This window comes from Microterricola gilva (assembly GCF_004217495.1).
GTDB lineage: Bacteria > Actinomycetota > Actinomycetes > Actinomycetales > Microbacteriaceae > Microterricola > Microterricola gilva.
In genome coordinates this window covers 252374-266648 of the sequence record NZ_SHLC01000001.1, presented here as the reverse complement: position 1 = coordinate 266648, position 14275 = coordinate 252374, and the positions used below count along the sequence as shown (strand labels likewise).

12 protein-coding genes are annotated in these 14275 nt (G+C 71.4%); 9 read left to right on the top strand and 3 right to left on the bottom strand.

Annotated features, from left to right (window positions below; genetic code table 11):
- Positions 1-9 precede the first annotated feature (9 nt).
- Both EV379_RS01120 and EV379_RS01115 read right to left on the bottom strand, forming a co-directional pair.
- Positions 10-897, bottom strand: a complete 888-nt coding sequence (locus EV379_RS01120) for an aldo/keto reductase (protein WP_130504529.1) — start codon at positions 895-897, stop codon at positions 10-12.
- Between the two features lie 29 nt (positions 898-926).
- Positions 927-2162: an MFS transporter gene (locus EV379_RS01115; RefSeq protein ID WP_130504528.1), complete on the bottom strand. Its 1236-nt coding sequence runs from the start codon at positions 2160-2162 to the stop codon at positions 927-929.
- Between the two features lie 198 nt (positions 2163-2360).
- Between EV379_RS01115 and EV379_RS01110 the strand changes: the two genes are divergently transcribed.
- The 8 genes from EV379_RS01110 to EV379_RS17280 all read left to right on the top strand — a co-directional run bounded on the left by EV379_RS01110 (position 2361) and on the right by EV379_RS17280 (position 11310).
- Positions 2361-2837, top strand: coding sequence for a MarR family winged helix-turn-helix transcriptional regulator (locus EV379_RS01110; RefSeq protein WP_130504527.1), 477 nt, complete (start codon positions 2361-2363; stop codon positions 2835-2837).
- A 73-nt stretch (positions 2838-2910) separates the two neighbouring features.
- Entirely contained in the window at positions 2911-3483 is a 573-nt protein-coding gene (locus EV379_RS01105) for an antibiotic biosynthesis monooxygenase (protein ID WP_130504526.1), read from the top strand.
- Between the two features lie 153 nt (positions 3484-3636).
- Positions 3637-4881, top strand: coding sequence for a sensor histidine kinase (locus tag EV379_RS01100; RefSeq protein ID WP_165397249.1), 1245 nt, complete (start codon positions 3637-3639; stop codon positions 4879-4881).
- Entirely contained in the window at positions 4878-5573 is a 696-nt protein-coding gene (locus EV379_RS01095) for a response regulator (protein ID WP_130504524.1), read from the top strand. Before EV379_RS01100 ends, EV379_RS01095 begins: the two co-directional genes overlap by 4 nt.
- Before the next feature lie 120 nt (positions 5574-5693).
- A complete protein-coding gene (locus EV379_RS01090; RefSeq protein ID WP_165397248.1) occupies positions 5694-7139 on the top strand; it encodes an acyltransferase family protein in 1446 nt (481 codons plus the stop codon).
- A 53-nt stretch (positions 7140-7192) separates the two neighbouring features.
- Complete coding sequence (locus EV379_RS01085) at positions 7193-7837, top strand: DedA family protein (RefSeq protein ID WP_130504522.1); 645 nt, start codon at positions 7193-7195, stop codon at positions 7835-7837.
- Positions 7838-7929: 92 nt separating this feature from the next.
- A complete protein-coding gene (gene hutH, locus EV379_RS01080) occupies positions 7930-9504 on the top strand; it encodes a histidine ammonia-lyase (RefSeq protein ID WP_130504521.1) in 1575 nt (524 codons plus the stop codon).
- 138 nt (positions 9505-9642) lie between these two features.
- On the top strand, positions 9643-11310 hold the full coding sequence (locus EV379_RS17280) for a M23 family metallopeptidase (protein WP_207226174.1): 1668 nt from the start codon (positions 9643-9645) through the stop codon (positions 11308-11310).
- A gap of 131 nt (positions 11311-11441) precedes the next feature.
- Here the strand turns inward: EV379_RS17280 and EV379_RS01065 are convergent, their stop codons facing one another.
- Positions 11442-12248, bottom strand: a complete 807-nt coding sequence (locus EV379_RS01065) for an IclR family transcriptional regulator (protein ID WP_242616179.1) — start codon at positions 12246-12248, stop codon at positions 11442-11444.
- A gap of 187 nt (positions 12249-12435) precedes the next feature.
- Between EV379_RS01065 and hutU the strand changes: the two genes are divergently transcribed.
- A complete protein-coding gene (gene hutU, locus EV379_RS01060) occupies positions 12436-14169 on the top strand; it encodes a urocanate hydratase (RefSeq protein ID WP_130504520.1) in 1734 nt (577 codons plus the stop codon).
- The last annotated feature ends 106 nt before the right edge of the window (positions 14170-14275 follow it).

Below are 14275 nucleotides of genomic sequence, written 5' to 3'. Positions count from 1 at the left end.
GCGGGGCGCTCAGCCGATGAACTCGGCGGGGTGCGGGCCGACGCGGCCGGCGCCGTCGGCCGGCTCGAGTGCGTCGATCGCGGCGAGCGCCGCGGCATCCAGCTCGAAGTCGAACGCGGCGAGGTTCTCGGCGATCCGCGTCGGCGTCACCGACTTGGGGATGACGATGCGGCCCTGCTGCAGGTGCCAGTTCAGAATCACCTGGGCCGGCGTGCGCCCGATCGCCTCGGCCAGCGCTGCGATCACCGGGTTGCTCAGCATCGCGCCCTGCGCGAGCGGGCTCCACGCCTCGGTGGCGATGCCGTGCGCCGCGTTGAACGCGACGGTTTCCGTCTGCCGCAGTGCGGGGTGCAGCTCGATCTGGTTGACGGCCGGGACGGTTCCGCCGAGCGCGATCACCCGCTCGAGGTGCTCCGGCAGGAAGTTCGAGACGCCGATCGCCCGGGTGCGCCCGGCGGCCGCGAGCTCCTCGAGCGCCGTCCAGCTCTGCAGGTAGCGCTCGTTCGCCGGGGCCGGCCAGTGGATCAGGTAGAGGTCGAGGGCATCGAGGCCGAGCTTGTCGAGGCTGGCTTCTGCCGCGGCGCTTGTGCCTGCACCCTGATCGCTGTTCCACAGTTTGCTCGTGATGAAGAGCTCCTCGCGGGGAATGCCGGATGCCGCGAGCGCCCGCCCGACACCCCGCTCGTTGCCGTAGATCGCCGCGGTGTCGATGCTGCGGTAGCCCGCCTCGAGCGCGGCACTCACGGCGGCCTCGGTCTCGGCGTCCGGCACCTGGAAGACGCCGAAGCCGAGCTGCGGAATCGTGACGCCGTTGTTCAGTGTGACGGTCGGGATGGTCTGTGCCAGAGAGGAGTGGGCCAGAGAGGAGTGTGCCAGAGAGGAATGGTTCAGAGACATGGGGTTCCTTGCTTGTTGGGGTGGAGGGGTCAGGACTGGGCGGCGACGACGGCCGTCGGCGACGTGGGGCCGGCGGCTGCAGCGGCGGCCGGGCGGGGCTCCCTGGCGAATTCGCCGCCCCGAGAGAACACCGCGATGAGCAGCACGAGCAGGCCGCCGAGCGTGACGGCCGCGCCGGCCCAGAGCGGCGAGGTGTAGCCGAGCCCGGCGGCGAGGGTGAGGCCGCCGATCCAGGCGCCGAGCGCGTTGCCGATGTTGAACGCGGCGATGTTGGCCCCCGATGCCAGGGTCGGCGCGGCCTCTGCGTGCGCCATCACGCGCATCTGGAGCCCCGGCACCGTGGCGAAGCCGAAGCCGCCCATGAGCACGAGGCTGATCATCGCCATGAGCTGGTTGCCCGCGGTCAGCGCGAAGACGACGAGCACGGCGGTCAGCACGAGAAGGAGCACGATGAGGGTGACGCCGAGATTCCGGTCGGCCGCCCGGCCGCCGAGGACGTTGCCGACGAAGAGCCCGGCGCCGAAGAGGATGAGGAGCCACGGCACGGCGGAGGAGGCGAAGCCGCCGACCTCGGTGAGGGTGAAGGCGATGTAGGTGAATCCGCCGAACATGCCGCCGTAGCCGAGAACGGTGATCGCGATGGAGAGCCACACCTGCGGGCTACGGAATGCGCGGAACTCGTGCAGCAGCGATCCGGGGCTGCCCGCGGCATCCGCCCCGGTGCGCGCTGGCACGAGCGCGGCGATGCCGATGAGCGCGAACACGCCGATGACGGTGATCGCCCAGAAGGTCGAGCGCCACCCGGCGGCCTGGCCGAGCAGAGTGCCGAGGGGCACCCCGAGCACGTTCGAGATGGTCAGGCCGGCGAACATCACCGAGATCGCGGCGGCCCGCTTGGTCGGCGCGACGAGCTGGGCGGCGACGACCGCGCCGATGCCGAAGAACGCGCCGTGGCAGAGCGCCGCGATCACGCGGCCGATCATCATCGTGGAGTAGTCGGGCGCGAGCGCCGACACGAGGTTGCCCACGATGAACAGCACCATCAGGCCGAGCAGGGCCTTCTTGCGGTCGACCCGGGTGAGTGCGGCGGTGAGCGCGATGGCGCCGACGGCCACGCTCAGCGCGTACCCGGAGATGAGGTAGCCGGCCGCGGTCTCGGAGACCGCGAAGTCGGCCGCCACCTCGGGCAGCAGCCCCATGATGACGAATTCGGTGAGGCCGATGCCGAAGCCACCGATGGCGAGGGCGTAGAGGGCGATGGGCATGCAATTTCTCCAAGACGTGGCGGGAGTGTGCGTCGGATGACGCTGCGATGGGTGCGACGCGCCCAGCGGGTGACGCGTGCAATTAGCCGCGTGCGCAGTAATTGCACGCGCTGCATAAATAGTTGCACACGCTTTCTATCGGCGCAAGCTGCTATAGTTGCCGCAGGCAGTACGAACGGACACGGAGGGAGCACGCCCATGGGAATCGCCGACGACGCAGTAGAGATCCGCGCCCAGGGTTGGCGCGCGCTCGCCGCCGTGCACGGGATCATCGAGTCAGCGCTGGAGAAGGCGCTGCAGAATGAGCACGGGCTCTCCGTCGTCGAGTACACCGTTCTCGACGCGCTCAGCCGCCAACACGGCTGGCACATGCGCATGCAGCAGCTCGCGCGCGCGACCGCACTCTCCAGCAGCGCGACCACCCGCCTCGTCACCCGACTCGAGGACCGCGGCCTGCTCACCCGCATCCTGTGCGTCGACGACCGCCGCGGCATCTACACGGAGCTCACGGCCGCCGGCGACGCCGTGCTCGAGCAGGCCCGCCCCACTCACGACGCGACGCTGCACGAGGCCATCGAGCAGGCGAAGCAGGTGCCGGAGCTCGCTCCGCTCGTCGACGCCCTCGACGCGCTCTACCCCGCACTCGCACCCGCGGCGGAGCCCGTCCCCGCCTGACGCGCGCCGCCGCACGCATCACCACGACCACCACGACACATCACCGAAAGCTCGGTGCGCTTGGCTTAGAACTATGGACAACACCCCCATCACCGTCTCGATCGAGCGCACCGTCGACCCGGCGCGCATCACCGAGGCAACGGCCTGGATGCAGACCGGCATCAACCTCGCCACGACCTACCCCGGCTTCCTCGGATCCGGCTGGGTCCGCTCCGGTTCCGACCGCACCCGCTGGCACATCCTCTACCGATTCGCGGATGCCGCTGCCCTGCTGCACTGGGAGCAATCACCGGAGCGCGCCTGGTGGCTCGAGACCGGCAGCGGCTTCGTGCACGAGCAGAAGACCGAGCGCCGCACCGGGATCGAGGGCTGGTTCGACGAGCCGACCGCCATCACGGTCGAGCACGCCGGCACCGGCTCCCCCGTTCCGCCGCGCTGGAAGCAGGCGGTCACCATCTGGCTCGGCTTCTTCCCCCTCAACGTCGCCTTCGCCTACCTCGTCGCGTGGCTGGTGCCCGGCTGGGACGGCTTGCCGACCGTGCTCCGCGTGCTCATCACGACGCTCTGCCTGACGCCGATCATGACGTACGTCATGCTGCCGACCGTGACGAGGCTGCTGCGCCGCTGGCTGGCCCCGCGCAGCTGACGGTCCGCAGACAGTACGCCGGTACGGGGCGGAACCACTCCGCCGGGTGATGCGGGCCCCGCCACGCCGTGTCAGAGTTGCAGCACGATGATGGCACGACACCCACGACAGCCGGCGACGCCGCGCGCACCGCGGCCGCTGAGAGCGCCGCGAATGCCGCGAACCCCCGAGCAAGAACGATTCCTGCTCTGGGTGGCCTCCTGCGCGCTCGCGATCGTGCTCTTCTGCGTCGGTGTTCCGCTCTCGGCCACGATCTACAAGCTTCCGGTTCTCGCCGCTTTCGCAGTCGGCATCCTGCAGAGCGGCAGCATCCCGCTGGCCATCATCGCGCCGCAGTGGTCGATCGCGAGCTGGGTCGCCGGCACGTCGCTGTTCATCGCGTTCGGCACCGTCGCTCCCGGCGTGCCGTGGCCCCTCGCCGTGCCCGGGTTGCTCACGCTCTGCGGCATGCTTGTGGTGCTCGGGCTGCTCCGCCCGATCGTGATCGGCGTCGCCGCCTGGGCCATCGCCGCCGCGACCTCCCTGCAGATTCTGCTGTACTCCGGCGCAGGCGAGAGCAAGGTCGCCACGGTCGAGGGAATCGTGGCCAACGTGGTCACGACGACGGCGATCAGCGCCTTCGCGCTGCTCCTGGCCCGACTCCTCGCCCAGAGCATGCGGATGCGCGGGGAGCTCGCCATCGAGCGACAGCAGAGCGCCGCGGAGCAGCAGCGCCGGGTACTCGTCGAGGAGCGCAACCGCATCGCTCGCGAGCTGCACGACGTCGTCGCCCACAGCATGTCGGTGATCCAGGTGCAGGCGTCCAGTGCCCCGTACCGGCTGCCGGAGCTCGACGATGCGGCCAGGACCGAGTTCGGCGAGATCGCCGCATCGGCCCGTGCGGCCATGCAGGAGATGCGCCAGCTCCTCGGCGTGCTGCGCAGCGAGGACACCCAGCGCGAGGCGATGCCGCAGCCAGGAATCCGGCAGATCGCCGAGCTCCTGCCCTCGATCGAGCGCGCGGGCGTCGCGGTCGCGATCGACATCGCGCCGGAGCTGCCGGACGACGGGCTCGCCGGCACCGCGGCCTACCGCATCGCGCAGGAGTCGCTCAGCAACGTCGTGCGGCACGCCCCAGGCGCCCCCGCCGTCGTGCGCGCCGAGTTGATCGACGGCGCCATCGTGCTCAGCGTCGAGAACGCCGCACCGCCCGCCGGCGCTCGAGGGGGTTCCCGGCCACCGAGCGGTGGGCATGGCCTGATCGGCATGCGCGAACGGTGCACCATGCTGGGTGGGGAGCTGCACGCCGGCCCGACGGCCGATGGCGGATACCGCGTGCTCGCGACGCTGCCGATCGCGGCATCCGCACCCAACGGGGCAGCGGTGAGTGACGACAGGAAAGGGGCGGCGCGGCCGTGACGATCACAGTTCTCGTCGTCGATGACCAGGCGATGGTGCGCGCCGGCTTCGCCGCAGTGCTCGACTCCCAGCCGGACATCACCGTGCTCGGCCAGGCCGCCAACGGCCGCGAGGCCGTTGACCTCGCCCACGAGCTGCGCCCCGACGTGGTCGTGATGGACGTGCGGATGCCGGTCATGAACGGTCTCGAAGCCACCAGGGCGTTGCAGACTCCGCCGCGCAGCAGCGACTATGTTCCGCACGTGCTCATGCTGACGACCTTCGACATCGACGACTACGTCTACGAGGCGCTGCGTGCCGGCGCGAGCGGATTCCTGCTGAAGGATGCGCTGCCGGAGGACCTCATCGCGGCCGTGCGCATCGTGGCCGGCGGAGACGCCCTGCTGGCCCCCAGTGTGACCAGGCGCCTGATCGAGGACTTCGCCCGCTCCGGCCCTCCGCCGCGCACCGACGCCGCCCTGCTCTCCGGGCTCACCGAGCGCGAGATCGAGGTGTTGACCTTCGTCGGCCGCGGACTCTCGAACACCGAGATCGCGGCGGCGCTGTTCATCGCGGAGCAGACCGTCAAGACCCACGTCAGCAAGGTGCTCGGCAAGCTGAACCTGCGCGACCGGGTGCAGGCCGTGGTCTTCGCCTACGACGTCGCCCTGGTGCAGCCGGGCGGCGGCTCCCCCTCCGCGCCTGGCGCCTAGCCGCCCGACCCCTACCGCGGTAGGGGCAACGAACGGCTCCGCGGGGTGATGCCGGCGCGCACACCGTCTCCTTAGCCTGCCGTCACGGGCGGAAGCGCCGCCCTGACAAGGGGATTCATCGTGACGATCGCGCCAGAACGACCGAGCGGCACAACGCCGCAGCCGCGGGCCGGGGGCGCCGCGGCATCCGGCCCCAACGGCGCCGTGCTCGCCGGGCGCGACGTCACCGCACGAGTTCGAAGTGGCCGAGACGCGAGCGTCGATGCGGTGCGGGCGGTGCTGCTCGTGGCCGTCGTCGCCCTGCACGCGATGATGGTCGGCGTCAGCGTCGGCGCCGGCGGCCCCGTTCTGCAGAACGCGCTCGAGCACCAGGCCTGGTTCGCTCCGGTCAGCTGGATCGTGCAGGTCATGCCGCTCTTCTTCGTCATCGGCGGCTTCGCGAGCATCACCCAGTGGCGCGGGCTGCGCGCCCGTGGGGTCTCCCCGGCGTCGTATGTGCGCGGCCGGATCGATCGCCTGGTGCGGCCGGCACTCGCACTCGTCGCGGTCGTCGGCGCTGTGCTGCTCGGCCTGGCCATGGTCGGCATGCCGGCCGAGCTCGTGGCGACCGCCGGGTTCCGCATCGGGCAGCCGCTCTGGTTCCTCGGTGTCTACATCCTCTGCTCCGCGCTCGTCCCGCTCATGGTCGCCGCACACGAACGCGCCAGGGTCGCCGCCCCGGGGCTCCTGCTGGCCGCCGTCGTGGCCGTTGACGTCGCGCGCATGAGCAGCGGCGTCGAGGCGATCGGCTTCCTCAACCTGCTGTTCGTCTGGCTGCTGGTGCAGCAGTTCGGATTCTGGCTCGCAGACGGCCTCGTCGATACGCTCGCGCCTCGCGCCAAGGCCGGGGTGATCGTCGCCGCCATCACCGCGCTGCTCGCCCTCACGGCCGGGCCGTACCCGGCGGACATGTTCGTGAACCTCAACCCGCCGACCGTCTGCCTGGTGCTGCTCGGCGCCGCCCAGCTGATGGTGTTCTCGCTGCTGCGCGGCCGCATCTCCGTTCTGGCCGAGCGCGAACGCGTGCGGCGCGCGATCGACGGGCTCGGCAAGCGGGGCATGACCGTCTACATCTGGCACATGCCGGTGCTCATTGCCCTGGCGGCGGCTCTGCTGATCGTCAACGCGGCAACGGGGATCGCCCTGCCAGAGCCGCTCAGCGCCGAGTGGTGGAGCAGCAGGGCGATGTGGCTGCTCCTCGTCGGCGTCGCGGTGGCCCCTGCTGTCTCGCTCTTCGCCCGCTTCGAGCGTGGCCGGCGCAGCGGCAGCGCCGCCCTGCCGACGTCCCGTTCCGTCGCGCTCGACGCGCTGCTCGGGGCCGGCGGTGTCGCGGTCGTGCTGATCGCCGGGTTCGGACCGCTGCCGGCCACCGCGGCCCTGACGATGCTGGGCATTGCGCTGCTCGGCAGCGGCCGCATCGGCGCTGCGCTCCGAGCCGGGTGGGCCGCTCGGCCTACGACAACGTCATCCACACGGATGACGCAGGCACGACCTGCGGGCGATGCCCGCGCACTGGCCGATTCCTAGCCTGAGAATGCCCCGATTTCCCCTCCGTCATCCGACTCGAATTGATGTCACCCATGGACCTGCTCACAGACTTCCTGCTCGCGACGGTGAGCTCGCCTTTCGTCTACCTGGTGGTCTTCGCGATCGTCGTGATCGACGGCTTCTTCCCTCCCGTGCCCAGCGAGAGCATCGTCGTCGTCGCGGCCGCCGTCGGTGTGAGCACCGGCGCCCCGAACCCGGTTCTGATCGTCGTGCTTGCCGCCATCGGCGCGGCGGTCGGCGACAACATCGCGTACTGGCTCGGCCGCAGGGTCGGCACGAACCGGTTCAGGTGGATGCGGCACGCCAGGGCCGTCTCCGCGCTCGACTGGGCGGACAGGGGGCTCAGCCGCAGCGCCGCCAGCATGCTGCTCGTCGCCCGCTACATCCCGGTCGGCCGCATTGCGGTGAACATGACGGCGGGGGCGACCGGGTTCTCCCACCGCCGATTCTGGCCGCTGACCGTGCTGGCCGGGACGTGCTGGGCCGTCTACTCCGTGCTGATCGGAGTGCTCGCCGGGCACTGGGTGAAGGAGCAGCCGCTCCTCGGGGCCGCCATCGGCGTCGTCATCGCCCTCGGGCTCGGCCTGGTCATCGACCGGCTGACGACGGCCGTTGCCCGGAGGCGCGAAGCGGCAGCCGCGCAGCACGCAGCACCGTGCGAGCAACCCGTCGCCTGAGCTCGCCAGCATCCGCCCCGTCGTCTGGCATTCCAGACGGCAACGGGGCGCCGTGGATTGCCGATCGCCCTCGCGTGCTGTGCACTGGACTCATGAGCATTTCAGCGCCATCCGCAGCAGTCGGCACGACCACAGCACCCGTCACCGTCGGCCAGGGGCCGCTCAGCATCGCCGAGGTCGTGGCCGTCGCCCGCCACGACGCACACATCGTGCTCGACCCGGCCGCGCTGGATGCCGTCGCGGCCAGCCGCACCATCATCGACGGTCTCGCCGCCGACCCCGCAGCGCACTACGGCATCTCCACCGGGTTCGGGGCGCTCGCCACCACGTACATCGAGTCGGACCGCCGCGCCCAGCTGCAGGCCAGCCTCGTGCGCTCCCACGCCGCCGGATCCGGCGCGGAGGTCGAGCGCGAGGTCGTGCGCTCCCTCATGCTGCTGCGCCTCAGCACCCTGATGACGGGGCGCACCGGCGTGCGCCGCGAGACGGCGGAGACCTACGCGGCAATCCTGAACGCCGGCATCACCCCGGTCGTGCGGGAGTACGGCTCGCTCGGCTGCTCCGGCGACCTCGCCCCGCTTGCGCACTGCGCGCTCGTGGCGATGGGCGAGGGCGAGGTGCGGGTCGACGGCGACAAGCTGAGCGCGGCATCCGCCCTGGCCGCCGCCGGCATCACCCCGCTGCAGCTCGGCGAGAAGGAGGGCCTCGCCCTCATCAACGGCACCGACGGCATGCTCGGAATGCTCTCGCTCGCCATCCACGACCTCACCGCGCTGCTGCGGACGGCCGACATCGCCGCCTCGATGAGCGTCGAGGGCCTGATGGGCACGGATGCCGTGTTCGCCGCCGACCTGCACAAGCTCCGGCCTCAGGCCGGGCAGGCTCTGGCCGCCGCGAACTTCCGCGCGATCCTCGCCGGCTCCCCGATCGTGGCCAGCCACGCCGGGCCGGAGGACCAGCGCGTGCAGGACGCCTACTCGCTGCGCTGCGCCCCGATCGTGCACGGCGCAGCCCGTGACACCGTCGCGCACGCCACGAACGTCGCGCTCGCCGAGCTGGCCAGCGCCGTCGACAACCCGGTGCTCACGCTCGACGGTCGCGTCGAGTCCAACGGCAACTTCCACGGCGCACCGGTCGGCTACGTGCTCGACTTCCTCGCCATCGCCGCCGCCGATGTCGCGAGCATGAGCGAGCGCCGCACCGACCGCTTCCTCGACCGTTCGCGCAACCAGGGCCTGCCGCCGTTCCTCGCGCACGAGGTCGGCGTCGACTCGGGGCTGATGATCGCCCAGTACACCGCCGCGGGCATCGTGAGCGAGATGAAGCGACTGGCGGCCCCGGCATCCGTCGACTCCATCCCGAGCTCGGCCATGCAGGAGGACCACGTGTCGATGGGCTGGGCCGCCGCCAGGAAGCTGCGCCGCTCGATCGACGGCCTCGGCCGGGTGCTCGCGATTGAGCTGCTCACGGCGGCCCGCGGGCTCGCCCTGCGCGCGCCACTGCAGCCGGGCGTTGCGACGGGCGCCGTGATGCGGATGGTGAACGAGGCGTCGGGCGGCCCGGGCCAGGACCGCTACCTCTCCCCCGAGATCGAGGCGGTCGTGGAGCTCGTGCAGAGCGGTCGCGTGCTGGCCGCGGCGAGCGCCGAAACAGGCCAACTGGCCTGAGTTCGCGGCGCCTCCTGGCGCCATCGCCCTGCGGGAATCCGCGCGCAAAGCATTGTGCGCGCCCGGGCAGAGTGACAGACTGGCGGGGCTGACCCACTGGCCGGCTATCCATAACCCGAATGTGGATGGTTACTCGTCATGACCCTGCGATTCTCGAACGACCCTGGATTGGATCGGCGCCGCCCCCTGCGGTGGCACCGACCCCCTCTGGCGCTCTCGATCGCGGTCACGGCCACTCTCGCCTTCTCCGGCATCCCCTCGGCGGCCACGGCCGTCGATGTCGCCGTGGATGCCGCCCCCTCCTCGGATTCGACGCCGAGCCCCGTCGCGCCCGAACTGTTGGGGCCCGGCGACGCGACGAGCGATGCGACGACTCCGGTAGACGAGCCGGAGGCAACACCAACGCCGACGCCGACGCCGACGCCGACGCCCACTCCGACCCCGACGCCAACACCGGCACCGGTGCCGCCGCTCGTCCCCCCGGCCACGCCGGTACCGACCCCCGTCCCGACGCCGACCCCCACTCCGACGCCGAGTCCCGATCCGACTCCGACGCCGACGACGACGCCGGAACCGACCCCGGAGCCGACTCCGAGCCCTTCGCCGACGCCGAGTCCCACGGCCACGCCAACTCCCACTCCGACGCCCACTCCGACGCCATCGCCGACACCCAGCGCGAGCCCGACACCGACCGCCAGCCCGACGCCCGCACCGCCGACGGTGGTCCCGCCTCGGCCGGGCGGCCCGCGCGTCACGGGGACGCAGTGGCTGACCGCGCGGACATTCGGCTACTCCTCACTCTCCGCCGCCCGTGTGGAGGCGACCGGTCGGTCGGCAGCCCTGTCGAAGGCCGCGAGCGCGCTGCGTGAGAGCAGGGCCGCCCTCGCCACAGCGGAGGACCGCTACACCTTTGTGAAGACGCAGTACGACGACGAGATGCTGACGGCATCCGTCCTGGCCGACGCCGCGACCGCAGCGGAAGCCGAGGCGGCGGCATCCACGCGGGTGCTCGTGCAGGCGATGCGGCCGAGCGGATCACCGAGCCAGGGGGTGAGCCCGATCGACGTCTACTTCGGCAAGGGCTCGGACGGAGCGCTGCTGGACGAGCTCTCCACCGTCGACCGCCTGAACAACATCAGCTCCGATCTCGATACCCTCGCCGATCGCGCCGACCGCGACAACCTCCGGGCCGATGCCGCCCGCAGCCATGCCGAGCAGGCGCTGGCGGCCGCAGCGGAACTCCCCCTCGACGAGGCGCGGGAGGAACTCGCCGCGGCGCAGCAGGCCGTGAGCGCGGCATCCGCTGTGCTCGATTCGCTCCGCGTGGCCAGTGCCGCCGCAACGTCGATCGTGGCGCTCCCCCTCGTGCCGACGGATGACGGCCGGCTCAGCGATCAGGCCTGGACGGCACCGGGAATCGGCCCGATCACCGATGGATTCGGTCTGCGCCCCGACCGGCCGGCCGGGGCGGGGCCATTCCACTACGCGATCGACATCGGCACAGGGTGCAACGCCTGGATCGTGGCGGCTGCGGCCGGAACGGTCAGCGCGAGCGGGCCGTACGGCGGCCTCGGCAACCGCGTCGTCATCGACCACGGTGACGGCATCACGACGACGTACGCCCACATCGCCGACGGCGGGCTGGCGGTGACGCCCGGACAGGTCGTCGCGGCCGGCGAGGCGATCGCGCTCTCGGGCAGCACGGGCGTCTCCACCGGATGCCACCTGCACTTCGAGGTCGCCCTCGACGGCGTGCGCACCGACCCGCTGCCGTTCCTCGCGGCCCGCGGCGTCTCCGTCGGCTAGCCCGCCTCACAACGGCCGCCCGCTCGCCTGCTCGCCTCAAGCGAGCCCGAACTCGACGTAACGGCGGTATCAGCGCCAGCTAATGCGCCGATCCTTCGAGTTCGGGAGCGGCTGAGCCACGGGGAGGTAACTCAGAGGGCGGAGCCGCGGATGCGGCGGGCGAGCTCGGCGGCCACCTCGCCGATTTGCGCGGCGAGCTCCGGCCAGCGCTCAGGCGCGACCGAGTCCCGCGGGAAGGTGAGCGCGATGCCGGCGGCCGGCCAGCCGACGTGGTCGCGCACCGCGACGGCGAGCGAGGCGAAGTCGGCCGTCACGGCGCTGTCCTCCGTCGCGTAGCCGCGCTCGCGGACGGTCTGCAACACCGCCTTCAGCTGCGAGTAGTTGTGCGGCGGCTGACCGTTCCGGTCGACGAAGGCCGCGGCATCCGGGTAGAGCGCACGGAGCTGGGCCGGGGGCAGCGTCGCGAGCATCGCGCGGCCGCTCGCGGTGAGGTGGGCGGGCAGCCGGATGCCGACATCGGTGACCAGGCGCGGCCGGCGCGGGGCCCGCTCCTCGGCGATGTAGAGCACATCGCGGCCGTGCAGCACGACGAGGTGGCCGCTCTCGCCGACCCGGTCGACGAGCCCGGCGAGCAGTGGCTGGCCGATGCGGCTGAGCGGCTCCTGCCGCGAGAAGCCACCGCTCAGCTCAAAGGCGGCCGGGCCGAGCCCGTAGCGCTTGGCCTCAGGCAGGTGCAGCACGAAGCCATGCTGGGCAAGCACGACGAGCAGGTGGTAGACCGTCGAGCGCGGGATGCCGAGGGCACTCGCGATGGTCGCGGCCGGCACCGGTCCGCGCTGGGTCGAGAGGAACGAGAGGATCCGCAGCGTGTGTTCGGCCGCAGGAACCTTGCTCGACACCGTCGCCCCTGGGGTCACGTCACCGTTGGACGCCATCATCTCTCCGATCCCCGCGTGCGATCCTGCCGGCTGCTGCGATCATCGCGTCTGTGATTCCAGACAAAGGATACGGGACGCGCGTTGCCCGCGGCATCCGTTCGCGCTGAAATCGAAGAAGCGAAGTTTCGCGAGTGCCGCGCCGCAATCCAGGCGCCGCACACCGCATCTCCAGCACAAGGAAGTCATGATGACGCCAGCACAGCCACAGACAGACACCGTCGACACCGCCGCGGGCCCCCGCCCGGTGCGCGCAGCGCGCGGAACGACCCTCAGCGCCAAGAGCTGGCAGACGGAGGGACCGCTGCGCATGCTCATGAACAACCTCGATCCGGAGGTCGCGGAGCACCCGGACGAGCTCGTGGTCTACGGCGGAACGGGCAAGGCCGCCCGCAGCTGGGAGGCCTACGACGCGATCGTGCGCACGCTCGAGACCCTCGAGAGCGACGAGACCCTGCTCGTGCAGTCGGGCAAGCCGGTCGGCGTGTTCCGCACCCACGAGTGGGCTCCCCGCGTGCTCATCGCCAACTCGAACCTCGTCGGTGACTGGGCGAACTGGCCGGAGTTCCGCCGGCTCGAGGCGCTCGGCCTCACCATGTACGGCCAGATGACGGCCGGCAGCTGGATCTACATCGGCACCCAGGGCATCCTGCAGGGAACCTATGAGACCTTCGCCGCGATCGGCGTCAAGCTTGCAACGGCCCGCGGGCTGAGCGCAGCGGATGCCGCAAACGCCAGCCTCGCCGGGACCCTCACCCTCACCGGCGGCTGCGGCGGCATGGGCGGCGCGCAGCCGCTGGCCGTGACCATGAATGAGGGCGTCGTGCTCATCGTCGACGTGGACGCGACCCGCCTGGCCCGCCGTGTCTCCAAGGGCTACCTCGACGAGATGACCGACGACATCGACGACGCCATCGCCCGCGTGCTCGCCGCCAAGGCGGAGGGCCGTGCACTCTCCGTCGGCCTCGTCGGCAACGCGGCAACGGTCTTCCCCGAGCTGCTGGCCCGCCAGGTGCCGATCGACATCGTCACCGACCAGACCAGCGCCCACGACCCGCTCTCCTACCTGCCCGAGGGCGTCTCCGTCGAAGAGTGGCGTGAGCTCGCGGCATCCGACCCGGAGGGCTTCACTGAGCGCGCCCGTGCCTCGATGGCCAAGCAGGTGAAGGCCATGGTCGAGTTCCAGGATGCCGGGGCCGAGGTCTTCGACTACGGCAACTCCATCCGCGCCGAGGCCAAGCTCGGCGGCTACGAGCGCGCATTCGAGTTCCCCGGATTCGTGCCGGCCTACATCCGGCCACTGTTCGCCGAGGGCAAGGGCCCGTTCCGCTGGGCGGCGCTCTCCGGCGACCCGGCCGACATCGCCGCGACCGACAGGGCGATCCTCGAGCTGTTCCCGGAGGACGAGCACCTGCGCCGCTGGATCACCGCGGCCGGCGAGAAGGTGCACTTCGAGGGGCTGCCGGCCCGCATCTGCTGGCTCGGCTACAAGGAGCGCCACCTCGCCGGGCTCAAGTTCAACGAGATGGTCGCATCGGGTGAGCTCAGCGCGCCGCTCGCGATCGGGCGCGACCACCTCGACTCCGGCTCCGTCGCCTCGCCGTACCGCGAGACCGAGGCCATGGCCGACGGCTCGGACGCCATCGCCGACTGGCCGCTGCTGAACGCACTGCTGAACACGGCATCCGGGGCCACCTGGGTCTCGATCCACCACGGCGGCGGCGTCGGCATCGGCCGCTCCATCCACGCCGGCCAGGTGATCGTGGCCGACGGCACCCCGCTCGCGGCCGAGAAGATCGCCCGCGTGCTGGTGAACGACCCGGGAACCGGCGTCATGCGCCACGTGGATGCCGGCTACCCGCGCGCCGTCGAGGTCGCCCGCGAGCGCGGGCTCCGCGTGCCGATGCTCCCCGACGCCGACTGAGGAAGCCGGCGAGCGAGGCCCTGGCACCGCTCGGGGCTTCGGTCGTTCCTCCCTCAGCCGGCGGGAGGAAACCTCAGCCGGCGGGAGGAAACAACGAGAGGATTGC